The 22,808-nt window shown below is 51.1% G+C and carries 19 protein-coding genes; 10 read left to right on the top strand and 9 right to left on the bottom strand.

From position 1 onward, the window contains the following. Positions 1 to 29: 29 nt before the first annotated feature. Together glmM and ACIKP9_RS05810 are read left to right on the top strand one after the other, a co-directional pair. Entirely contained in the window at positions 30 to 1,391 is a 1,362-nt protein-coding gene (gene glmM / locus ACIKP9_RS05815) for a phosphoglucosamine mutase (RefSeq protein ID WP_400880462.1), read from the top strand. Positions 1,392 to 1,453: 62 nt separating this feature from the next. Next, on the top strand, positions 1,454 to 1,993 hold the full coding sequence (locus tag ACIKP9_RS05810) for a phosphatase PAP2 family protein (protein WP_400880459.1): 540 nt from the start codon (positions 1,454 to 1,456) through the stop codon (positions 1,991 to 1,993). A 305-nt stretch (positions 1,994 to 2,298) separates the two neighbouring features. Here ACIKP9_RS05810 and ACIKP9_RS05805 read toward each other — a convergent pair whose 3' ends face one another. Then, positions 2,299 to 3,132 (bottom strand): zinc dependent phospholipase C family protein, encoded by an 834-nt coding sequence (locus tag ACIKP9_RS05805; RefSeq protein ID WP_400880457.1) that lies wholly within the window; start codon positions 3,130 to 3,132, stop codon positions 2,299 to 2,301. A 131-nt stretch (positions 3,133 to 3,263) separates the two neighbouring features. On the opposite strand from ACIKP9_RS05805, the gene ACIKP9_RS05800 reads away from it, so the two are divergent. Next, complete coding sequence (locus tag ACIKP9_RS05800) at positions 3,264 to 3,632, top strand: diacylglycerol kinase (protein ID WP_400880455.1); 369 nt, start codon at positions 3,264 to 3,266, stop codon at positions 3,630 to 3,632. Positions 3,633 to 3,653: 21 nt separating this feature from the next. Here ACIKP9_RS05800 and ACIKP9_RS05795 read toward each other — a convergent pair whose 3' ends face one another. Next, entirely contained in the window at positions 3,654 to 4,361 is a 708-nt protein-coding gene (locus ACIKP9_RS05795) for a hypothetical protein (protein WP_400880452.1), read from the bottom strand. A gap of 103 nt (positions 4,362 to 4,464) precedes the next feature. Here ACIKP9_RS05795 and ACIKP9_RS05790 point away from each other — a divergent pair, with 103 nt between their 5' ends. Together ACIKP9_RS05790 and ACIKP9_RS05785 are read left to right on the top strand one after the other, a co-directional pair. Continuing rightward, positions 4,465 to 5,670: a glycosyltransferase gene (locus ACIKP9_RS05790; RefSeq protein WP_400880449.1), complete on the top strand. Its 1,206-nt coding sequence runs from the start codon at positions 4,465 to 4,467 to the stop codon at positions 5,668 to 5,670. Positions 5,671 to 5,743: 73 nt separating this feature from the next. Beyond that, entirely contained in the window at positions 5,744 to 6,997 is a 1,254-nt protein-coding gene (locus ACIKP9_RS05785; protein ID WP_400880446.1) for a D-amino acid dehydrogenase, read from the top strand. 46 nt (positions 6,998 to 7,043) lie between these two features. On the opposite strand, the gene pstB is transcribed toward ACIKP9_RS05785, so the two are convergent. From pstB to ACIKP9_RS05765, 4 genes are all read right to left on the bottom strand, one after another. Further along, the gene (pstB, locus tag ACIKP9_RS05780; protein ID WP_230347755.1) at positions 7,044 to 7,823 is read right to left on the bottom strand and encodes a phosphate ABC transporter ATP-binding protein PstB; all 780 of its coding nucleotides are present in this window, start codon (positions 7,821 to 7,823) and stop codon (positions 7,044 to 7,046) included. 44 nt (positions 7,824 to 7,867) lie between these two features. Then, positions 7,868 to 8,806 (bottom strand): phosphate ABC transporter permease PstA, encoded by a 939-nt coding sequence (gene pstA, locus ACIKP9_RS05775; RefSeq protein ID WP_230347754.1) that lies wholly within the window; start codon positions 8,804 to 8,806, stop codon positions 7,868 to 7,870. A 2-nt stretch (positions 8,807 to 8,808) separates the two neighbouring features. After that, positions 8,809 to 9,750, bottom strand: coding sequence for a phosphate ABC transporter permease subunit PstC (gene pstC / locus ACIKP9_RS05770; protein WP_230347753.1), 942 nt, complete (start codon positions 9,748 to 9,750; stop codon positions 8,809 to 8,811). Positions 9,751 to 9,843: 93 nt separating this feature from the next. Then, on the bottom strand, positions 9,844 to 10,866 hold the full coding sequence (locus ACIKP9_RS05765) for a PstS family phosphate ABC transporter substrate-binding protein (protein ID WP_400880442.1): 1,023 nt from the start codon (positions 10,864 to 10,866) through the stop codon (positions 9,844 to 9,846). Between the two features lie 247 nt (positions 10,867 to 11,113). On the opposite strand from ACIKP9_RS05765, the gene prfB reads away from it, so the two are divergent. The 3 genes from prfB (at position 11,114) to ACIKP9_RS05750 (ending at position 14,670) form a co-directional block, all read left to right on the top strand. Further along, positions 11,114 to 12,218, top strand: a protein-coding gene (prfB, locus tag ACIKP9_RS05760; protein WP_400880439.1) for a peptide chain release factor 2 whose coding sequence is annotated in 2 segments (ribosomal slippage) — positions 11,114 to 11,194 and positions 11,196 to 12,218 — 1,104 coding nt in all. Because the reading frame shifts where the segments join, the coding sequence is not laid out codon by codon here. A gap of 65 nt (positions 12,219 to 12,283) precedes the next feature. Continuing rightward, entirely contained in the window at positions 12,284 to 13,744 is a 1,461-nt protein-coding gene (gene lysS, locus ACIKP9_RS05755; protein ID WP_400881878.1) for a lysine--tRNA ligase, read from the top strand. A 374-nt stretch (positions 13,745 to 14,118) separates the two neighbouring features. Further along, positions 14,119 to 14,670 carry a bactofilin family protein gene (locus tag ACIKP9_RS05750; RefSeq protein ID WP_400880436.1) on the top strand — a complete coding sequence of 184 codons (552 nt, stop codon included), beginning with the start codon at positions 14,119 to 14,121 and terminating at the stop codon, positions 14,668 to 14,670. A 61-nt stretch (positions 14,671 to 14,731) separates the two neighbouring features. On the opposite strand, the gene ACIKP9_RS05745 is transcribed toward ACIKP9_RS05750, so the two are convergent. Both ACIKP9_RS05745 and ACIKP9_RS05740 read right to left on the bottom strand, forming a co-directional pair. Next, positions 14,732 to 16,294: a SulP family inorganic anion transporter gene (locus tag ACIKP9_RS05745; protein WP_400880434.1), complete on the bottom strand. Its 1,563-nt coding sequence runs from the start codon at positions 16,292 to 16,294 to the stop codon at positions 14,732 to 14,734. 39 nt (positions 16,295 to 16,333) lie between these two features. Then, complete coding sequence (locus ACIKP9_RS05740; protein ID WP_400880431.1) at positions 16,334 to 16,999, bottom strand: carbonic anhydrase; 666 nt, start codon at positions 16,997 to 16,999, stop codon at positions 16,334 to 16,336. A 501-nt stretch (positions 17,000 to 17,500) separates the two neighbouring features. Between ACIKP9_RS05740 and ACIKP9_RS05735 the strand changes: the two genes are divergently transcribed. Together ACIKP9_RS05735 and ACIKP9_RS05730 are read left to right on the top strand one after the other, a co-directional pair. Continuing rightward, the gene (locus tag ACIKP9_RS05735) at positions 17,501 to 18,925 is read left to right on the top strand and encodes a porin (RefSeq protein WP_400880428.1); all 1,425 of its coding nucleotides are present in this window, start codon (positions 17,501 to 17,503) and stop codon (positions 18,923 to 18,925) included. Positions 18,926 to 19,028: 103 nt separating this feature from the next. Continuing rightward, positions 19,029 to 22,439, top strand: a complete 3,411-nt coding sequence (locus tag ACIKP9_RS05730; RefSeq protein WP_400880425.1) for a bifunctional diguanylate cyclase/phosphodiesterase — start codon at positions 19,029 to 19,031, stop codon at positions 22,437 to 22,439. A gap of 24 nt (positions 22,440 to 22,463) precedes the next feature. Here ACIKP9_RS05730 and fdx read toward each other — a convergent pair whose 3' ends face one another. Beyond that, positions 22,464 to 22,805, bottom strand: coding sequence for an ISC system 2Fe-2S type ferredoxin (gene fdx / locus ACIKP9_RS05725; RefSeq protein WP_400880423.1), 342 nt, complete (start codon positions 22,803 to 22,805; stop codon positions 22,464 to 22,466). Positions 22,806 to 22,808: the final 3 nt, after the last annotated feature.

The raw sequence follows: 22,808 nt of genomic DNA, 5'->3' as shown, positions 1-22,808 counted from the left end.
AACACGAATAAGAAAAGACGAGTAAAAAGATGAGCAGAAAATATTTTGGTACGGATGGCGTGCGCGGCAAGGTGGGTACATTTCCTATCACCCCAGATTTCGTGATGCGCTTGGGCTACGCCGCCGGGCGTGTGCTGACCCGCATGGATCATCATTTAGCGCCAGGCACCAAGCCGCTAGTCATCATTGGTAAGGACACCCGTATTTCGGGCTATATGTTTGAGACGGCACTGGTGGCCGGGTTATGTGCCGGTGGTGTCAATGTACGCATTACCGGGCCGTTGCCTACGCCAGCGATCGCGCATGTGACGCGGGCACAACGTGCGCAGGCGGGGATTGTGATTTCGGCCTCGCACAACCCATTTGACGATAATGGCATCAAGTTTTTCTCCGCTCAGGGTACCAAGCTGCCAGACGAAGTGGAGTTGGCGATTGAGGCTGAGCTGGATCAGCCCATGGATTTAGTTTCTACAGAGCAGATTGGTCGCGTGAAGCGCATTGACGATGCGGCGGGCCGCTATATCGAGTTCTGCAAGAGTACATTCCCCAACGCCCTGGATTTGCGAGGCCTCAAGATCGTACTCGACTGTGCCAATGGTGCGACTTATCACGTGGCACCGCCCGTGTTTCACGAGTTGGGTGCAGAGGTCATCAGCATCGGTACCGCGCCCAATGGCCTGAATATCAACCTTAATGTGGGCTCCACGCATCCCGAGGCTTTGCAACAGGCCGTAGTGGAGCATCAGGCAGACCTTGGCATCGCATTCGATGGCGATGGCGACCGTGTGGTCATGGTCGATCATCAAGGCCAGTTGCTCGATGGCGATCAATTGCTTTACATCATTGCCCATCATCGTCACGAGCGTGGGCAATTGGCTGGCGGAGTGGTTGGTACCCTGATGACTAACCTGGCGCTAGAGCATGCGCTTGCTAAAGAGGGCATCTCGTTCCAGCGCGCTAAAGTGGGAGATCGCTATGTGCTGGAACTGCTCAATGCTAATGGCTGGCAATTGGGTGGTGAAAATTCCGGGCATATTCTGAGCCTGGACAAGCATAGTAGTGGCGACGGCATCATTGCTGCCTTGCAGGTGTTGCATGCTTTACGTGCTTCTGGCTCTACGCTGGCAGATTGGGGCAATCGCTTGCCTTTGTATCCGCAGGTACTGATTAACGTCAAGGTCGCGCAGCGCATTGAGCTAGATGGCAATGCTGAATTGCAGGCAGCTGTGAAGAGTGCTGAGGATACGCTCGGTGGCAGTGGTCGTGTGTTGTTGCGCGCTTCCGGCACCGAACCCAAGATTCGCGTTATGGTGGAAGGCCAGGATAGGGCTTTAGTACAGCGTTTGGCTGAAGATATTGCTGCCGTAGTGCAGCGAGTTGCTGGTCAATAGCTGTCATCATAAATTCAGCGTACTGACACGGTTTTGTCATGGAGGCATGCGAATCTGCCCTCATGCAAAACCGTCCGCTGACAAATTATCTTGAACGTATCTGTGCGCTGGATAGTGCCTTGTGCATCAAGGTCAATCGCAGCAGCCATTATCGTTTAGTACGCTGGAGCTTTCGCCTTGTAAGCCGTCTGGGCGATGGCGTGTTCTGGTATACCATCATGCTGGGGCTCATCCTCACGCAAGGCGAGGCCGGTGTTGCTGCCAGCCTGCATATGATGATCGTGGGGCTGATTGGCACAGCGATCTACAAATGGCTCAAAGGAAAGACATTGCGCCCGAGGCCTTACGCCGTCCACCAGGATATTTGGTTAGCTGGCAAGCCACTCGACAAATTCAGCTTCCCATCTGGGCATACTTTGCATGCTGTGGCCTTTAGCGTGGTGGCGTTAGCGTACTATCCAGAGTTGGGCCTGTTGATCCTGCCGTTTGCGGTGCTCGTGGCCTTATCGCGTGTAGTGCTGGGATTGCATTATCCGAGCGATGTGCTTGCCGGTGCAGCAATCGGCGCCTTGATCGCGTCGGTATCTTTCTTGTTTGTCTAGTTAGACTTTTTAATTCCCTTTCTTATACTCAAGGTCGAGCGCAGCAATACCTAGTCGCTGTTTCTTCTGATGTTGCCCGGAGCTTGGCTCCGGGAGCAAGTTCCCGCTATCCTGCGTTGCTCAATCTTTCTGGAAGCTGGCTGAACTCACTACGCTCAAGCAGAGGTGAGCTGTTTTTCCAGACATATTTGCGTTACTCGACACAGCCCAACGGGGAAGACAACGTCAAAAACTTGATCAAAACAGCGACTAGGTATTACTGTGCTCGCCCTAGAGTACTGGAGCATCTAGGCGCAGCTACAATATTAGTAAAAATACTCGATGGGGCTATTAAGTCTGCGCTTGAGGTCAGTCAAGCAGCGCTTGCGCCAGCGTTGCATCTGCTCGCTAGATACATGGTTGAGTTCGGGTTCCCAGTGGGGTCTGCCGCCTTGTAGCAGGGTGCCGATATGGCTGAGCGCGCTCTGGGTTCTGGCGATGTAGAAAGCAAAGTTGCGGAACAAGCGTTTATCCATGAAACGCATGCCATGGTAGATCATGCCTGGTAAACGCGACAGGCGTAGTAGGCGGTCTGCACGTCCTAGTCTGGCAATGGTGCGCTTGGCTTCAGAGGGCGAGCAGTTGAAGTAAGGTGCGATGAACTGCCCTAACGCATGCTGATGCTTAAGCAGCAGTTGTGATGGCGTATGTTCCAGCAAAGGGGCTAGGTAGGCATCCATGGCCCATTCTGCACCGATGTGCGTGATCATGCTGCCCTCCATCCACATAGCTTCATGCGCAGGGACGAAGTGATTGTGGGCGATAACGTCTATGTAGAGGTGGCTGGCATAACCGATAGCCATGGCCATTTCTTCATCATTACGGGCATTGGCCAGCATCTGGTGGGCATTTTCCCAATAATGGCTGTGATTGAAGCGTGGCGAGACGATGGCCAAGTCGGGCAGGCATGCTCCTGCCATGACCAGTTGCGGGAAGCGGTGGATGGCGCGTTGTAGGCGCGGATCAAGCAAAGGCATAGCCCAGAGCAGTGAGTGCGCAAAGTAAACATGGGTGACCAGGCCCCAGGCTTGGGCTTCTGCACTGTAGCCCACGAATGGCGTGAACCACAGCAGTAAAGTCAATAACTTGCTGGTATTCATGCCGCATAATGTGCGGGTTGGCGATGAATGGATTGTGGCAAATCCATGATGTTATCGTGACAATGGCGGGGGTTGCCGGCAATTTGCTATACTGCGGCGCTCTATCATCCACATACAGTTCTGGGAAACTCATGGAAAGTCCATACAAGGGCAAGACCGGTTTGCGTCGTCTGATCAATGCTTTTGGCTATTCTGTCGATGGGCTTGCTGCGGCTTACCGCAATGAAGATGCGTTTCGCCAGGAAGTGCTCATGGCAATTATCCTGGTGCCATTGGCAATTTATCTTGGCAGCGATGCTGTGGCTAAAGCGCTGATGATAGGTAGTGTGCTGCTTGTCATTATTGTGGAGTTGCTGAACTCCGCGATTGAGGCGACGGTTGATCGTATTTCTCTTGAAAATCACCAGCTTGCCAAACGTGCCAAGGATATTGGCAGTGCAGCGGTATTGATTTCCCTGATTAATCTTGTCGTGGTGTGGGGCCTGTTGATACTGGGTTAGTCAATGTGTCGTCTGGCTTTTTCACCAAAGCGGCGCAGATAGTAGGCGTAAGCCTATGCTGAGCCAGCGTTCATCGCTGTTGTTGTGCATGCGGTTGCCGTAGGTGGTATCGATTTGCACGCGCTCAGGCACCAACCAATAACGTAGGCCTGCCTGGTAGTAAGGGCGAGAGCGATGGTCGCCATAGGTTTCTGCAATCAGGTCTAATTTGTTGGCGAGGGGGATTTCAGAGCCCAAGCCCCAAGTCATGTCAGTGCGGTTATTTTCCTTATCGTGCAATGCGCCAAGGTTGGTATGCAGGATCAATTTATCGCTGAAGAAAGAGGCACTGACGGGAATATACGCGTAGGTGTTGCCTATCATGCTGGAGTTGTTGTCCAGCCGGGGATGCTGAGCATGGCCTACCACGAGGCCATAACCGTAGCTGTTGGTTTCAAGCTGTTTGAACAAAAGCTTGGCCTGCAGCATGAGATCGCTATTTTGTGATTCGCCGTCCTGGCGCGTGACCGCCCCACCTAGCGTCAATTCAAGGTTCTCTCTTGGGCTGCAGCCTGGCAAGACCCAATATTCGGTACTGTCACGGTTGTGTTTTGCCCATGATTCAAGCTGGCAACTATTTGGGTCCACCACGCGGGCATCATCGGTAATCATTGGGCGTGCTGCCATGGCAAGCATCGGGCACAAGGTTGGCAGCAATAGCAGTAAACGGCATAGGCGAGTCATGGCCATCAGTCTAGCCAAAAAGTGTGACGCGCACATGGCAATTCATTGAATCGTCACAATCCATAGGTATCTTCACGCTCATGTATTCGTTGATAGTGGAGTGGGAAGCGTGAAGATATTATTCATCTCGGATGTGTATTTTCCCCGTGTGAATGGGGTGTCTACGTCTATCCGTACTTTTGTGAGCCAGATGCAGGCACTCGGTCATGAGGTTCACTTGATCGCGCCAGATTATGGCATTGCGACAGAAGATGAAGCCTGGATCAAGCGTATCCCTGCACGCAATATTTACTTTGATCCTGAAGATAAGTTGATGCGCTATCGTGCCGTGTTGAGGTTGCTGCCGGAGCTACGCGACGAGAATTATGATGTCGTGCATATCCATACTCCATTCGTGGCGCATTACCTTGGCATCAAGCTCGCCCGGTTGCTGGATATTCCCTGCCTGGAAACTTATCACACTTTCTTTGAAGACTATATGCACCACTACTTGCCATGGATACCCCAATCCATGGCCCGCAAGATCGCGATCAATACTTCGCGGCAGCAGTGCAATGCTGTCAATGCCGTGATTGCGCCATCGCAACCTATGCTGGATGCATTACGTAGTTATGGCGTCAAAACCAGTGCCGAGGTGATTCCCACCGGTTTGCAAGAAAAAAGCTTTGAAGAGGCGGATGGCGAAGCTTTCCGGGATCGTTATGGTATCTCGCGTCAGCGACCTGTTGCGCTCTTCGTTGGGCGTGTTGCCCATGAAAAGAATATCGATTTCCTCCTGCGTATGACGAATGAGTTGCGCCGCCAGCAACCTGATGTGCTGCTGGTTGTCGCTGGAGAAGGCCCTGCCCAAAAGCATCTTGAGGATTTGAGTGCCGAACTGGCATTGGGCGACAACATCAAGTTCATCGGCTATCTAGATCGCAATACGGAACTGAACGCCTGCTATAAAGCGGCAGATGTGTTTGTATTTGCCTCCAAGACCGAGACGCAAGGGCTGGTGTTGCTGGAAGCCATGGCACAAGGTGTGCCCGTGGTGGCGCTGGCGGAATTGGGCACCAAGTCTATCTTGATTGAAGGCGAGGGCGCGATGATTGCCACCGAGGATGAGCGTATTTTTGCTTCCAAGGTATTCAGCTTACTGGCAAATCCTGGCAAGCGCGCCAAGCTTGGGCAGGCAGCACGCCAATATGTTGCCAAGCGCTGGACTGCACGCCTGCAAGCAGAGCGGATGTTGCAGTTTTACCAGCGTGTGCAAAGTCGTAGCGCATTTCATGCGATGAATATGGACAACAACCTCAAGACCAGAGGCGGCTAAACTCGCCCCTACCCACCCCAGCACGCGTACTTGATGCTAAGCTAGACCTTGTCTGGCAAGGTGGGGAGGTCGTGTGAGAGTGATTATCCTGGGTAGTGGCGTGATTGGCGTCACGACTGCTTGGTATCTTGCCGAGGCAGGGCATGAGGTCATCGTGCTAGATCGTCAGCCTGGCCCGGCGCTTGAGACTAGTTACGCCAATGCTGGGCAAGTCTCACCTGGCTACGCCAGTCCCTGGGCCGCCCCCGGGGTACCCCTCAAGGCACTCAAGTGGATGTTAAGGCGCCATGCGCCATTGTTCATCAAGCCGGATGGCAGTTGGCAGCAATTGCGTTGGATGTGGCAATTGCTAAAACATTGCACGCCTGCCCGTTACGAGCAGAATAAGGCGCGCATGGTACGCCTGGCAGAATACAGCCGGGATTGCCTGGATCAGCTCCGTGCTGATACCGGTATTGAATACGAGGGTAGGCAGCGCGGCACTTTGCAACTGTTCCGCACTCAGGAGCAACTTGATGCTGCCGTGCGAGATATCGAAGTGCTGCGATTTGCACATGTGCCATTTGAGTTACTGCCTCCCTCATTGCTCACCAAGGCAGAACCTGCGCTGGAGCGGGTCAAGCATAAACTGACCGGTGGGCTCTGGCTACCACATGATGAAACCGGCGATTGCCATTTGTTTACAATGCGCCTGGCAGGCATGGCAGCCGCCAAGGGAGTGCAGTTCCGCTACAGACAGGAGATTGCTGGTATTGATATTGCATCGGGCAATATCAATAGTGTGGTGGTGAACGACGAACGATTGCAGGCGGATGCTTATATTGTCGCCTTGGCGGCCTACTCGACCAGCTTTCTCAAGGGCGTGCTCGACGTGCCTGTTTACCCGGTCAAAGGCTATTCCATCACAGTTCCTATCATCGACGAGGCTTCGGCTCCTGTGTCGACCGTGCTGGATGAAACCTATAAGACTGCAGTAACACGCTTCGATGATCGCATTCGCGTGGGAGGCATGGCTGAGCTGGTTGGCTTCAATCATCGTCTCAGCCCAAGGCGAGAAGGCACCTTGAAACTGATTGTGAATGATTTATTCCCAGGTGCTGCTGACTTGAGCCAGACCAATTTTTGGACCGGCTTACGGCCTATGACGCCAGATGGTACGCCGATTGTCGGTACCACTCCTATTCCCAACCTTTACTTGAATACTGGTCATGGCACGCTGGGTTGGACGATGGCTTGTGGCTCGGCCAAACTGCTCACGGACATTATCTCAGGTAGTACTCCGGATATTAGGTATGATGATTTGGGAATAAGGCGTTATCAACAATAAAAAAGCCGGGAAACCCGGCTTTAGAGAGTGTTACCTATTTGAACGATTAGCCGAACTTACCGGTGATATAGTCTTCGGTTTCCTTGCGGCTGGGATTGGTGAAAATCTTGTCGGTATCGTCGTACTCGATCAGTTCACCCAGATACATATAAGCCGTGTAGTCAGAGACGCGGGCAGCCTGTTGCATGTTGTGTGTCACCACCAGGATGGTGAGCTTGTTGCGTAACTCGGACATCAGCTCCTCGATGTTGGCGGTCGCGATTGGGTCCAAGGCAGAAGTCGGTTCGTCAAACAGCATGATCTCCGGGTCGGTTGCCAAGGCGCGGGCAATACAGAGGCGCTGTTGCTGACCGCCTGAGAGGTTGAATGCCAAGTCGTGCAGGCGGTTCTTTACCTCATCCCACAGCGCAGCGCCCTTGAGCGCTTCTTCTACCTTGTCATCCACCACGCGCTTGTTGCGCTCGCCGCGTACACGCAGGCCGTAGGCAACATTCTCGTAGATGGATTTTGGGAAGGGATTAGGCTTCTGGAACACCATGCTGATACGCATGCGTACCTCGATAGGGTCTACGCCGTTATCCAGGATGTTGGTGTTGTCTGGATGCATAACGATCTGGCCATCATAGCTATTGCCAGGGTAGAGATCATGCATGCGGTTGAAGCAGCGCAGGAATGTGGATTTGCCACAGCCGGATGGGCCGATCAAGGCGGTGATACGCTTTTCATATAAGGGCATTGAAATGCCTTTGAGCGCCTTGTGACCGTTGCTGTAGTAAAAGTTCAGGTCGCGAGATTCGGCTTTGATCGGGCTAGTTGTTGTTACCATGATGTCAATATCCTGATTCTGAATTCGTTCTGTTTTTATGTGGCTTACCACTTGATGTTTTTACGGATGCGGTAGCGCAACCAGATAGCTGTACCGTTCATGAGCAAGGTCACGACGATGATCAACGCCCCAGTAGCAGCCGCATTGATATGGAATGCATGGTCAGGGCGCGACAGCCAGTTAAACATCTGGATAGGCAACACGGTGAAGCCGGATTGCAGCCAGTCAAAATTGATGAATGGGGCAGCTTCTGTCACGGGTGATGGTGGCAAGAAGGCGATGAAGGTCAATGCACCAATGGTAATGATAGGTGCAGTTTCGCCTAATGCACGTGCCATGCCGATGATGATGCCGGTCAAGATGCCGCCTGAAGAGTAGTGCAGCACATGGTGGAACACCACTTGCCATTTGGTTGCCCCAACCGCATAGGCAGCTTCACGGATAGAAACCGGGATGCCGCGAATGGATTCGCGTGTCGTGACGATGACGATAGGCAGGATCAACAGGCCCAACGTCAGGCCCGCGGTCAAGATGCTTTCGCCAAAACCCAGGCCATAGACGAACAAGCCAAGTGCCAGCAAGCCATAGACGATAGAAGGTACGCCAGCCAAGTTGGTGACATTGATCTCGATCAAGTCTGAGAACCAGTTCTTGGGCGCATATTCTTCCAGATAAACCCCTGCCGCTACGCCCATGGGCACCGCGGAGAAGAATGTCACCAACATGACGAGTAGTGAGCCTACCCAGGCAGATAGTAAGCCTGCGCTCGCTGCACGGCGTGATGGATAGTTGGTGAGAAAGTCTAGGTTGAAGCGTGGGTAGCCATCTGCTACCAAGTCGACAAACAAGGTGAGCAGCGTCAGCAGGCCTATCATCAAGGCCAGTAAACCAACGATAGAGAAAAGGAAGTCATTACGCTTGTGTCGGCGAATCATCGCCCGCACTTCGGCGAGGTTTTCCAGTACGGATGCTTGTGTTGTCATGATTAATATACCTCGCGGAATCTCTTGCGGGTGATATGACCAATGATGTTAAAGGTCAATGTCATCAGCATGAGCACCAGGCCAGCCGCAAAAATACTTTGATAACCGATGCTGCCATGTGGCAGGTCGCCCATGGCTACTTGCACGATATAGGCGGTAATCGTCGCCGCGCTTTCCATCGGATTGAAGGTCAGGTTTGGCTGTTGGCCAGCGGCTAACGCTACCACCATGGTTTCACCCACAGCGCGTGAAATGCCGAGGATATACGCGGCGATGATGCCGGAAATAGCTGCGGGCGTCACAACGCGGATGGCAGTCTGGAAGCGCGTGGCACCCATGGCATAGGAGCCCTCACGCATGCTCATCGGCACGGCGCGCATGGCATCTTCTGCCATGGAGCTGATATACGGGATGATCATGATGCCCATGACGATACCAGGGCCTAGCATGTTGAAACCAGGCAGCTCCGGGAAGATTTTTTGCAGCAATGGTGTGACGAACAGCAAGGCAAAATAGCCGAATACCACGGTGGGTACACCAACCAGCAATTCAAGGATAGGTTTGACGATTTCACGTGTGCGGTGCGAAGCAAACTCGGAAAGATAAATCGCGCCTATCGTGCCGAGAGGAATCGCTACAGCAAGTGCAATTGCGGAAGTCGTCAGGGTGCCGGAAACCAGCGGCAAGATGCCGTAATGGGCGTTCTCGAATAGTGGTGTCCATTCCGTATCGGTGAGGAAGTCCCACAGTGAGACATGTTCAAAAAAGGTGAAGGATTCATACAACAGAATCACGACAATCGAAATCGTGGTAGCTACGGCAGAGAGTGCTGCCAGCATCAGGATAAATTCAATGACACGTTCCAAGATGTGGCGACGCACATTCTTGGCAAGACGCGCACTGATGGGGAGTTCAGCGGGTTTTTCTAACACTTGAGAGACCATGATCACATTGATAATCCGTGCATTGTAACGGAATGCAGTTATGCGGGCGATGCCGGGAAGCCTGAAATCTCTGGCTTCCCGGGATGAAGGGGATTACTTGATACGCCTCAACAGATCTGTGATCTTGACGCCCACTTCAGGCTCACCACCAAAACCTGTACCAGCTTTCTGAGCCTTCCAGTGTTCTGTCACGGCGGCATACTCATGCTTAGGCAGGGCGATGTACTTTACCTCCTCAACCAGCTCCTTGCTGTTTGCCAGGTAGAAGTCGATAAATGCCTTCACATTAGGATTTTCCTTGGCAGCTTTGGCACTGACATAAATGAACAGCGGGCGTGACAAAGGCTGATAGGTACCGTTCATGACGCTTTCACGGGATGGCAGTACTGCAGGTGCGCCAGCCTTTGCGACAATCGGCACCGCTTTGACGCGTGTGCTGTTTTCTTCATAGTAGGCAAAGCCAAAGTAGCCGGTGGCAGCAACATCGCTGGCAACACCTTGTACCAGGACATTGTCGTCTTCAGAGGCGGTGAAGTCGCCACGGCTGGATTTAGCCTTGCCGACAATGGCTTCAGTGAAGTAGTCGAAAGTACCGGAGTCAGAGCCAGCCCCGAACAGCTTCACGGGGGTGTCAGGCCAAGCAGCGTTGACTTGTTTCCATGTCTTGACCTTGCCTTGAGCATCTGGCTCCCAGAGCTTTTTCAGCTCTTCAACGGTGAAGCTCTTGATGAAGGTGTTTTTCGGGTTCACGACAACGGTGAGTGCATCGTAGGCCACTGGCAGCTCGATAAACTCAATACCTTCAGCCTTACATGCTTCGATTTCCTTGGTCAGGATAGGACGGGAAGCTTCGGAAATGTCAGTTTCGCCACGGCAGAATTTCTTGAAGCCGCCACCAGTACCGGAAATACCGACAGTGACCTTGATTTTCTTCGCTTTTTGGAACTCTTCAGCGACAGCTTCGGTAATCGGATAGACGGTGCTGGAGCCATCGATACGGATAATGTCATTTTTTGCTGGGGCTGCGTCTGCATGTTGGATCGAGAATGCAGCTGTAACGAGGGCAGCAATACCGGCTGCCTTCAATAACTGGGTTGGAACAAATTGGAATTGCATATAGGCTCCGTCGGTTGGTCAATTGTTGCCTGGAGCCTCAATGTGAGCATGCCCCCATGACAACCCGGCAAATATAAAGCGTAAATATTTCATATTTGTGACAAATAGGCAAAATGTCATTTCAGCATGTGCTGCTGGTATCCAGAAGTTGTGGATGAGTTCAGGTGAGGTTGCCGATGGCAAACAGCGGGTGGCAGGGCATTAATGTATAATTGCGACCTTTGAATTTAGTCAGTTCGGATATTGCATGGAAGCGGAACAACTCAATCTCATCGCCAACCGTCTGGATGACCTTGCCGAGCGTCACCAGGCTTTACGGGGGTATCTTTGACTTTGAAAACAAACAGCAGCGCCTAGAGGAAGTCTCCCAGTTATTGGAAGACCCCAATATATGGAATGACAACGAGCGCTCGCAGAAGCTGGGCAAGGAGCGCCGCGAGTTGGAATTTGTGGTCAAATCGTTGACTGATGTTGATAGCGGGGTACGGGACAGTCGTGAACTGTTCGAGATGGCGCGTGAAGAAAACGATGACAGCACCTTGTTGAGCATTGATAGCGATACACAGGCACTGGAAAAGATTGTGGCGCAAATGGAGTTTCGCCGCATGTTTGCCCACCCGATGGACCCGAACAACTGCTTCCTTGATATTCAGGCTGGTTCTGGTGGTACCGAGGCACAGGATTGGGCCTCCATGCTACTGCGCATGTATTTGCGTTATTGCGAGAATAAGGGCTTCAAGGTTGAGGTGCTGGAAGAGTCTGAAGGGGATGTTGCCGGTATCAAGAGCGCTTCGCTGAAAATTTCTGGTGATTATGCTTATGGCTTCCTGCGTACCGAAAGCGGGGTGCATCGCCTAGTGCGTAAATCGCCTTTTGACTCGGGCAATCGTCGCCATACTTCATTTGCCAGCGTATTCGTTTATCCCGAGGTGGATGATTCCATCGTGGTTGAAATCAATCCTGCTGATCTGCGCATCGATACTTATCGGGCATCAGGCGCGGGTGGTCAGCACATTAACAAGACCGATTCAGCGGTTCGGATTACCCATATCCCGACCAATACCGTGGTGCAGTGCCAGAACGACCGTTCGCAGCATCGCAACAAGGATGAAGCGATGAATATGCTGAAAGCGCAGTTGTACGCATTGGAGTTGCGCAAGCGTAATGAAGAGAAGCAAGCGATGGAAGATGCCAAGACTGATATCGGTTGGGGCCACCAGATCCGTTCCTATGTGTTGGATCAATCGCGCATCAAGGATTTACGCACCAACGTCGAAGTTGGTAATACCCAGGGCGTCTTGGATGGCGACCTGGATCCATTTATTTCTGAAAGTTTGAAGCAGGGAGTGTAAGGGTGAGTGACGCACAAAATTCCAAGCCTGATACCGAGGTAGTGCAACAGGACGAGAACCATGTCATGGCTGAGCGGCGTGAGAAGCTCAAGGCGATTCGGGAAAAGGGTGTTGCTTTCCCCAATGACTTCAAGCCTGAGCATGCCGCACAAAGCCTGCATGATAGCTATGATGCCCTTGAGGGAGAGGATCTTGAAGCGCGCGCATTGAGCGTGGCGATTGCTGGACGCATGATGTTGAAGCGTGTGATGGGCAAGGCCAGCTTTGCTACCGTGCAGGATAAGAGCGGGCGCATTCAGGTATTTGTGACCAAGGAAAACGTCGGCGAAGAAACTTACGACGCTTTCAAGAAGTGGGATCTGGGCGACATCATCGCGGCCAGAGGCACCTTGTTCAAGACCAAGACTGGCGAGTTGTCGGTGAAGGTGAGTGAGTTGCGACTGCTGACCAAATCCCTGCGACCTTTGCCGGAGAAGTTCCATGGGTTGGCAGACCAAGAGACCAAGTATCGCCAGCGTTATGTTGACCTGATTGTTTCCGATGACACCCGCAAGACCTTCATGGCGCGTAGCAAGATTGTCGCGGCTATACGCGCGTTTATGCTTGGCCACGAGTTCCTTGAGGTGGAAACGCCAATGCTGCATCCCATTCCTGGTGGTGCGTCAGCCAAGCCCTTCATCACACACCATAATGCGCTGGATATGCAGATGTATATGCGTATCGCCCCTGAGCTTTACCTCAAGCGCTTGATTGTTGGTGGGTTTGATCGTGTGTTTGAGATCAACCGCAATTTCCGCAACGAGGGGGTGAGCGTACGCCACAATCCAGAATTCACCATGATGGAGTTCTATGCTGCCTATACGGATTACCGTTGGCTGATGGATTTCACTGAGCAATGTATCCGGGCTGCTGCCATTGCCGCTTGCGGTTCTGCTGTAGTGCAGTATCAGGGCCGAGAGCTTGACCTTAGCAAGCCATTTGAGCGCTTGACGATTGTGGGGGCAATCCAGAAATATGCGCCGCAATATGCATTAGAACAGTTGAATGATGAAGCTTTCCTGCGTCAGGAGCTCAAGAAGTTTGGTGTGGAAGCTTTTGCTCACCTGGGCTTAGGTGCCTTGCAATTGGCTTTGTTCGAGGAAACAGCAGAAAGCCAATTGTGGAACCCGACGTACATTATTGATTATCCAGTTGAGGTATCACCGCTGGCGCGAGCATCTGACACCAATCCAGCGATAACTGAACGCTACGAGTTGTTTGTGACTGGCCGTGAGATTGCCAATGGTTTCTCTGAGTTGAATGATGCGGAGGATCAAGCGGCACGTTTCCAGGCTCAGGTAGCAGCCAAGGAAGCAGGCGATGATGAGGCCATGTATTACGATGCTGACTTTATCCGCGCACTGGAGTATGGCATGCCGCCGACAGGTGGGTGCGGTATCGGTATTGACCGCTTGGTGATGCTGTTGACGGATAGCCCAAGCATACGCGATGTCATCTTGTTCCCGCATATGCGACCAGAGCACTAAAAAACTTCCAAGGCCGGTTATCCCGGCCTTTTTTCTTGCTGTTCACTGTTGCTTGTCAGCGACAAGCACTTTGTTTGTAGGATGAGATGACGCTTTTGCTGGAAGTGGGCTGTGAGCTACTGATAGCACTGTTTTCAGCCCAGGCCGCATCCAGAGGGATGTATGGAGGAGGGGAGTGCCGGAAAGATCGTCGTGGCGACGTCGTACCTGGGCGACATTTTCACGGCTTATCTCTTGTGAAATATGAATATTTTTTTATAACAAAATGATTTTTAAAGCATATTAAGGCATGGCATACACCTTGCTGGCTCTTGTTGGTCTTGGCTCATTGCTGCAATGAGCCTGTCTGTCATATCAAACGAGAGGTTTCATCCATGTTAAACAAGCAAGGTCTATTCAATCGTACTCCCACTCCTCAAACCAGCTCTAGCGTTAATCCAGTTTCATCTTCACTGAACAGCAAACCAGAAACGACCCAAGTACCACATCACGCCTCTCCGTTAAGTAGTCCAGTCGCCAGCAAGGTTGAGGTGCCAGCGAGCAGTGGAGTGCATGCGGATACGCAAACAGGTAGCCGACTGATTGTGGGGCCGGATGTCAAATTGAAAGGTGCCGAGATTCAGGATTGTGACATCTTGGTGGTGGAAGGCCGTGTGGAGGCTACCATGGATAGCCGGGTGATCCAGATAGCGGAGCATGGTGCGTTCTCTGGCAAGGTCGGCATTGATGTAGCCGAAGTGCATGGCAATTTTGAAGGTGAGTTGACGGCACGCAGCCAGTTGATCATTCATTCTACTGGCCGGGTTAGCGGAAAAATCCGTTATGGCAAGATACTGATTGAGGAAGGCGGCGAGTTGTCCGGTGATATCGCTTCCATCACCTCAGATGAGGGTCATAACAAGGTCAAACGTATTCAATCTGCATAGCAATTGAGCCAATAAAAAAGCCCCGCAAGGGGCTTTTTTATTGGCTAGCTAAACATCTCTATCAAGTACCATTGGCCGCAGCGGCTTCCTTGGCGTGATACTTACTGATCAAGCTATCCCATTCGATGGTGACATTGCCACCAGTCATCTGGTATTGCTTTTGCCAGCCGCTCAGCAATTCGATGCAGGCATGGTCAATATATTCCAGATCATCAAACTGCACGTGAACATCACGACCAGATTCCAGATTGTCTAGCACGGAAACTAGCTTTGGAATGCCTAACTGGGTTGCCGAGCCCTTGAGGTGCAAAGTGGTTCGCTTGCTACCAGCATTGTGTTCTGCCTTGATGGAGACATGGGAGAACACATACAGGAGCTTGGCAATGGACAACGCCAGGCCAGTTACCACGCCGGCCAGCAGGTTGAAGCTCACAATCGTGACGATGGTGATGATGTATATGCCCAGCTCAGCCTTGCCGTAGGAAAGCAGCTCCTTGGCTACTTTGGGATAAGCCAGCTTGTAACCGGTATATACCAATACGCCTGCAAGGGTGGCGACAGGAATGTATTCCAGCGTAAAGAGGAACACGCTGATGAATAGCAGCAACCACAAGCCATGCATGATGGTGGAGCGGCGGGTGGTGGCGCCTGCTTCCACATTGGCGCTGGAGCGTACAATAACACCAGTCATAGGAAGAGCGCTCAGGAAACCGCAAATGGCATTACCAACACCTTGTGCCATCAGTTCGCGATCATATTTGGTGCGAACGCCCTGGTGCATCTGGTCAACAGCCGCACAAGAAAGCAACGACTCGGCACTGGCAATGAAAGCGAGTGAGATGACGGCGAGTAAGACCCCTGCAGTCATCGATGCCTCTACCGTGCTCATGGTAGGCGTAATAATCGTGCCCAGGATATTTTGCAGGTCAGTTGGGCCATCAAATAAATCAGTGAGGTATTTGATATCGAAACTGAACAGGTTGGCGATGATCACGGCGAGCACGACACCGATGAGTGCCCCTGGAATCAGTTTGAGTTTTGCTGGGGCAAAACGTGTCCAGAGCACAATCGAGATAATGGTGATCAGCCCAGTAATGGCTGCATAGAGATTACCGCCACCATGTAGTGAGAATATCTCGAACAAGCCATTGGGGATATCCATCAAGTTCTTGATGCCACTGGACAGCGGGTCGCGATCAAGCATGATGTGAAATTGTGAGCCAATGATCAGGATACCAATACCACCGAGCATGCCGTGGATCACAGCAGGCGAGATAGCGCGGAACCATACTCCTAACTTGAATATACCTGCTAGGATTTGTACGCCACCAGCAGCCAATACGATAACGCCATATATAGCCAGGCCAAATTCGGCCACAATGTCGGCCACAATCACTACCAAGCCAGCCGCAGGGCCGCTGACGGTGAGGGGTGAGCCTGAAATAGAGCCAACGATCAAGCCACCGATAATGCCAGTGATAATACCAGCGGTCGGGGGCAGGCCTGATGCAATCGCTATGCCTAGGCATAAGGGAACCGCTACCAGGAAAACAACAATGGACGCAAAGAAGTCTTTGCTGAAATTGCCGGATTGTGCCGGGGCGGTAGGGATTTGAGTAGTCATACTAATTTATCCGTAAGATAGAGTCGGCCTAGATGCATCCTAGTTTTGTACGAGTGGATGATCAGCGCTGAATATCTGGTATTGCTTGGGGAATGTGACTTCAGCCGTTGCTAAATCATAGACACCACCTACGATCCCGATATCTCCCTTGTTCAGCATCTCGCGCAGAATTTCACTGGAGTTCCAGATAGTATCAATCTGCGTCTTGACATTGATTTCACACACATGACCAACAAAAAGATCATTGGATGAAGAACGGTTTTCCTTGGTTTGTGTTTCCGCTTCTACGGCAGGGAAGATCATCTTGGTGATTTCACCAATATGTCCACCAGAAAAACCATCGCAGGCAGCCTTGACTGCACCGCAGTTACTGTGGCCCAGCACGACAATTAACTTGCTGCCTAGATATTTGCAAGAGTATTCCAGGCTGCCGATTGCCTTGCGCGAAGCGATATTTCCAGCCAAACGTACACTAAAGAGATCGCCCAGACCTTGGTCAAAAATCAGTTCAGTTGATGTGCGCGAGTCACTGCAACTCAGGATGGCAGCAAAAGGATGTTGTTTATCCTTTGTGATATTCACGACGTTGAGTAGATCGCGATGTGCCGAGATGTTCTGGGTAAAGCGCTCATTGCCTTCAACTAGAATGGCTAACGCTTCTTGAGGTGACATTTTGTCACGATCTTTTAATGGGTGTTTGTACATATTTTTACTTCCCCGGATAAGTTAAAAATTATCATATTGATAAAGGTTTGGTGTGTCACTGCACTTGATAAAAGACAGAAATGGAAATTATTTGTTCCATATAAACATGATTATTATAGGTAAATTTTATTGTTTCCATAAAAAACTTATTGTAAAGAAATGTAAGTTTTTGAAAGTGGCATGGCAAATTGTTTATCGCATCATGCAGTTAAATCATGACGATGGCATGAAAAATAATCGAAAGGGACATGGTTTTCTAGTTCTTTTTTGATGCTTGCATTTAGCTTTCTGTCATAAAACTGTCATTTTCAGTACATCATTCAGTCACATTGCAACGACATACTGCACGCCATATTGCTGGTAGAGCTAGCTTCTATCAGTGATTGGCGGCTTTGCCGCACGAGTTGGTATCACTCCTGAGATACACCTTTCTAATAAAACAAGTGCGTAAATTTTAAAGTGATTGCGATGACAACAGGGAAAATAGCCCGTAAGGCTTTAATGACAGCAGTGATGCTGGCAACAACTTCTGCTACTGCAATGGCAGAGGCTCAAGTGCTGGAGTTATATGTAGACTCTACGACCAAACAGATTTTTTCCGAGCCTGGTCCTAACCGGGTAAAAATGGGCACCTTTAAATCAGTGGGTGACGCAACAGAAGCTAAGAGCGAAAATGCCGCCAGCATTGATTTGGTGGAAATGAAGCAAGAGCTTGAGCTTAGGCAGCGTGAACTGGAGGAAAAGCTCGATAAGATCGCCATGGCGCCAGCGCCAAAGCCAGCGAGTTCTGGTAAAAACTGGGCAGATACGATGAAGGTGCGCGGTTATATGCAGATCCGCAGCAATCCTATCATTGGTGGTGACAAACAGATTGCCCACCAGGCAGACCGTTCGATTGGTGACAATACCAATTTCATGATTCGTCGTATGCGCCTGATTTTCTTTGGGGATATTGGCGAGCGTTTGTCTTATTATATTCAGCCTGATTTTGCTAGTCGCACTGGTAGTAGCGACAACACTGGCAATATCGCACAGTTGCGCGATGCTTATGGTGATATATACCTGACCAAGGACAGGGTGCACCGTCTGCGTGTTGGTCAATCCAAGATTCCATACAGTTTTGAAAACTTACAATCGAGCCAAAATCGTATTGCATTGGATCGTAACGATGCGTTGAACAGCTGCTGTAAGGATGAACGTGATTTGGGCGTGTTCTACTACTACACACCAAAAGAACAGCAAGATATGTTCAAGTACCTGGTAGACAGCGGTCTCAAGGGCTCCGGTAACTACGGTATGTTTGCTTTCGGTGCTTACAATGGTACTGGCGCTAACCGTTCTGAGAACAACGACAACCTGCACTTGGTGTCGCGCTTTACTTATCCGGTCAAGTTTGAGAATGGCCAGATTTTTGAAGCGGGTATCCAGGCGATTTCAGGGACATTTAAACCGAGTACCTCATCTAGTAATGCTCCTGTTCTTGACTCTGGGAAAGACGGTTTCAAAGATCAGCGCGTAGGTGTGCATGCTGTCTTGTATCCGCAGCCATTTGGTTTGCAGACTGAGTGGAACTGGGGTAGAGGTCCTTCTCTGAATGATGCTGGTACAAGAATCGAGGAGAAATCACTGAACGGTGGTTATATCCAAGCCATGTATCGCATCAAGGATTTCTACGGTTACGGTGTGCTGATTCCATTCGTTAAATGGCAATACTTTGATGGTGCACAGAAGTTCGAGACCAATGCGCCCCAGAATCATGTCAACGATTGGGAAGCTGGTTTCGAGTGGCAGCCTGTGCCTGAGATCGAGTTTACGGCGTATTACTCCAAACTGGATCGTAATAATCTTTCTAGTGATGCGCGCTCAGCAAACTATCCGAAATACAACACTGATATCCTGCGTTTCCAGTTGCAATACAACTTCTAAGCATACGCTATATATGCTCCAAGCCCGCCTTGTGCGGGCTTTTTATTTTGTTAGATATTTTTAACCGCAGTTTGTAGGATTTTGCTAATACAATGCCTAGATTATGTATATATCCAGTCACCAGTCTGCTCAAAAAAACAGGCCGTTCCGATATCTGCTGATTTCCATCGCGATTGCCCTTGGGTATTTCTTACTTGGGCATAGCACCTTGTTACTAGGTACTCCCTCCATATTTTCTACCTTTATCTGGCCTCCAGCGGGATTTGCATTGGCCATTTTGATTCTTGGTGGTATGCGGGTGGTGCCTGGTTTGCTGCTTGGCGCGGTAGCAACGCAATGGAGTGTGGAGGTCCCTCTTCCTTTTCTGGGGGCATTTTTTGTGGGGAGCGGCAATGTTGCGGCTGCTGTGATGGCTTACCTGCTCCTGCAGCGCTCTAATTTTGAACCTGCGATGACCCGTTTGCAGGATCTGCTGGCCATGGTCTTGGTGGGGGCAATATTCAGCCCTTTACTCAGTGCGACTTTGGGTTGTCTAGTATTGAGTACATTTGGCATAGTGCAGCCCGCATTCTTGTCTGTGACCTGGTTGCAATGGTGGATGGGGGACGCATTGGGCATTATTCTCCTGACGCCTGCTATCCTGGCTTTTTTTCACTCGGAACCAATTCGTTGGGGCAGGGCGAGGATATTGGAAGCCCTAGTGCTCAGTGGCTTGCTGTTGGGGTTATGTGTGCTGGCATTCAATGAGCTTTTGTCTGAGTCGGGTGAGTTGGAAGCCAAGGCATTTCTGGTCTTTCCGTTGGTGATATGGGCTGCATTGAGTTTTCACCAGCGAGGGGCGGCATTGGCGTCGTTGTTGATTGTCATCACGGCGCTGTGGGGTGGTGGTGGGTATCACGGCTATTTCACTATGGAGCTTAGTAACGCTGAGCTGTTTAACTATTGGTTGTTTGCGCTTGTCACCGTGTCGATTGGTGTCGGTTTATCTGGTGTGCATGTGGGGCGTTTGCGAGCAGATGAGCAATTGAAAAAGCAGCTCGGGCTTTACAACGCATTGAGTAATGCTCAGTCTGACGCAGGGGAAGGGGTAGTTGTCATTGAGGATGGCAAGATTGTCTATGCCAATGAGGCTTTATGGAAGATAGGCGGCTATGATGCGCGCGATATCCCAATGGGCGCTCATTTCCTTAGCTTGATACACCCAAGTGATCGTGAGCGTGTGGCGCGACATTACGAGCAGCGGGTGCGCGGTGAATTTACACCTAGCCGATATGAGGCACTTGGGATCAGTAAATCGGGTAAGCCGATACCTATTGAGGTAGCGGCAGCTAATTATCGCGATGATAGCGAGCGTGTCGTGGTACTCATCATTGATATTAGCAGCCGTAAACAGGCTGAGGAGGCTTTGCTGCATAGCCGCGCCGAATATCGTGAGTTGGTCGAGTCGGTCAAGGCTGTCGTCTGGCGTGCCACTCCCGAAGCGGCTTTTACCTTTGTGAGTCAGGAGGCTGAAAGTCTGTTGGGATATCCCCTTGAGGAGTGGGTGGCTAACCCCCGTTTCTGGGTAGAGAAAATTCACCCGGATGATAGGGCGTGGGTAGTAGATTTTTGTAGTTGGGAAACCCAGCAGCTTCAAGATCATGTGTTTGAGTACAGGATGCTGGCCGCGGATGGTCGGGCGGTCTGGCTACAGGATATTGTGCGGGTGATTCCTGACCGCAGTGGCAATAAGCCCCAGGAGTTGCTGGGCGTCATGTTGGATATTACGGCACGCAAGGCTGCTGAAGCAGGCCTCAATCTTTCCAAGCAGGTATTTGATCATACAAGCGAGGCGATCCTGATCGCAGATAGGGAGCGCAATATCCTGGAGGTAAACCAGGCTTATCTGGGAATGACGGGCTATGCGCGCGAAGATTGCATTGGTACGCGCTTGTCTTTGCTTGATGACGTGGCCGAGGATAATCAAGCGATTGGTAGCCTGGTGCAGCAGCATGGCAAGTGGATGGGAGAGCTCATCGGGCGTAAAAAGAGCGGTGAGTATTACCCGGAGTGGGTGTCGATCAGTTCTGTATACGATGGCAACGGTATTTTACAGAACTATATCGTGGTATTGACTGATATCAGCCAGCGTAAGCAGTCCGAAGAGCGCCTGCAATTCCTTGCTACTCATGATGGCCTGACTGGGCTTCCTAACCGGGCCTTGCTACAGGAGCGCATTGAGTTGGCCTTGTTGCGTGCCCAGCGCTATCAGCAGCGTATTGGTGTGCTGTTCATCGATCTTGACCGCTTCAAGATCATCAACGATACCCTGGGACACCAAGCTGGAGATATGTTGTTGCAAGAGGCAGCAAGCCGCCTCCGGGAGTGTCTACGTCAAACGGATACCATTGCGCGCCAGGGCGGGGATGAGTTTGTCGTACTGGTCGAGGACTTCACTGACCAACAATATTTGGTGACGGTGGCACGCAAGATCATGCATGCGCTGGCGCAGCCTTTTATCCTCATGCAGCAGGAGTTGTATATCAGTGCCAGTATCGGGATCAGTGCTTATCCTGAGGATGGCGTGGACATATTCTCATTATTGAAAAATGCAGACATGGCGATGTACCGTGCCAAGGACGATGGGAAGAATACTTTCCATTTTTACTCTGCCGAAAGCAATGCCAGCAGTGTTAGCCGACTCACCATTGAAAACGGCTTGCGTCGTGCCCTAGAGCGTAATGAGTTCACTTTGTTGTATCAAGCGAAGCTGGATTTGACGGGGCAGTACATTATCGGGGCGGAGGCTTTAATTCGTTGGCAACATGCTGAGTTGGGCATGGTGTCACCACAGGAGTTTATTCCGATCGCTGAAGAAACAGGCTTGATTATCCAGATTGGTGAGTGGGTGTTGAAGCAGGCTTGCCGCGATGCTTATGCCTGGCAAGAGATTGCAGGCAGGCCGATCAGGGTTGGGGTCAATATTTCCGCGCGGCAATTCCGTGAAGATAGCCTGCATAAAGTGATTCTGGATGCATTGGATGAAAGTGGGCTGACGCCAGATTGCCTGGAGCTGGAAATCACGGAAAGCATGATCATGCAGAATGCAGAGCGGGCCAGCCAGATGTTGCAGCATTTCCGTAACCTGGGTACTCATGTGCTGATCGATGATTTTGGTACGGGGTATTCATCATTGGGTTATCTCAAACACTTCCCGATTGACTCATTGAAGATTGATCGATCCTTTGTCCGGGATATTCCCCAAGATGCAGATGATATGGCGATTACGCAGGCGATTATTGCCATGGCACATAGCCTTAAGGTCAAAGTCGTGGCCGAGGGCGTGGAAACCCAGGCACAACTTGAATTCTTGCGCACAAAAGGCTGTGATCAGTTACAGGGCTATATTTTCAGCCGACCACTGAGTGCAGAAGCTTTTCTTGGCATGCTGCGCTTTGACACAGCAAGGCGCGCAGGCCGTACCTATGCGCATGGCTTACAATTTGCAGAAGAAACTGGCCTGGCGGAGGCTTGACCAAAGCCTCGCCTGCTGATCTGCCTAGTGAGGAGGTTCCTTGGCGAGATTGAGCGAGTAGATCGGGATTTCCACCACAATGTCCTCATCCCCGACAATCGCTTGGCATGAGAGGCGCGAGTTGGGCTTCAACCCCCAGGCCTGGTCCAGCATGTCTTCTTCTATTTCTTCAGGTTCAGATAGTGAGTTGTAACCCTTCTGAACATAGATATGGCAGGTGGTGCAGGCGCAAACGCCGCCACAGGCACTATCAATATCGATATCCTGCTTGTGCAGGTTATGGCAGATCGACCTATCGGGCTGTGCCTCGAATGTCTTGCCTTCGGGGCAGTATTCCGGATGCGGGAGAACAGTAATTTTTGCCATGGC

The organism is Methylobacillus methanolivorans (assembly GCF_044751345.1).
Taxonomy (GTDB): domain Bacteria; phylum Pseudomonadota; class Gammaproteobacteria; order Burkholderiales; family Methylophilaceae; genus Methylobacillus; species Methylobacillus methanolivorans.
This window is presented reverse-complemented; position numbering and strand designations above follow the sequence as displayed.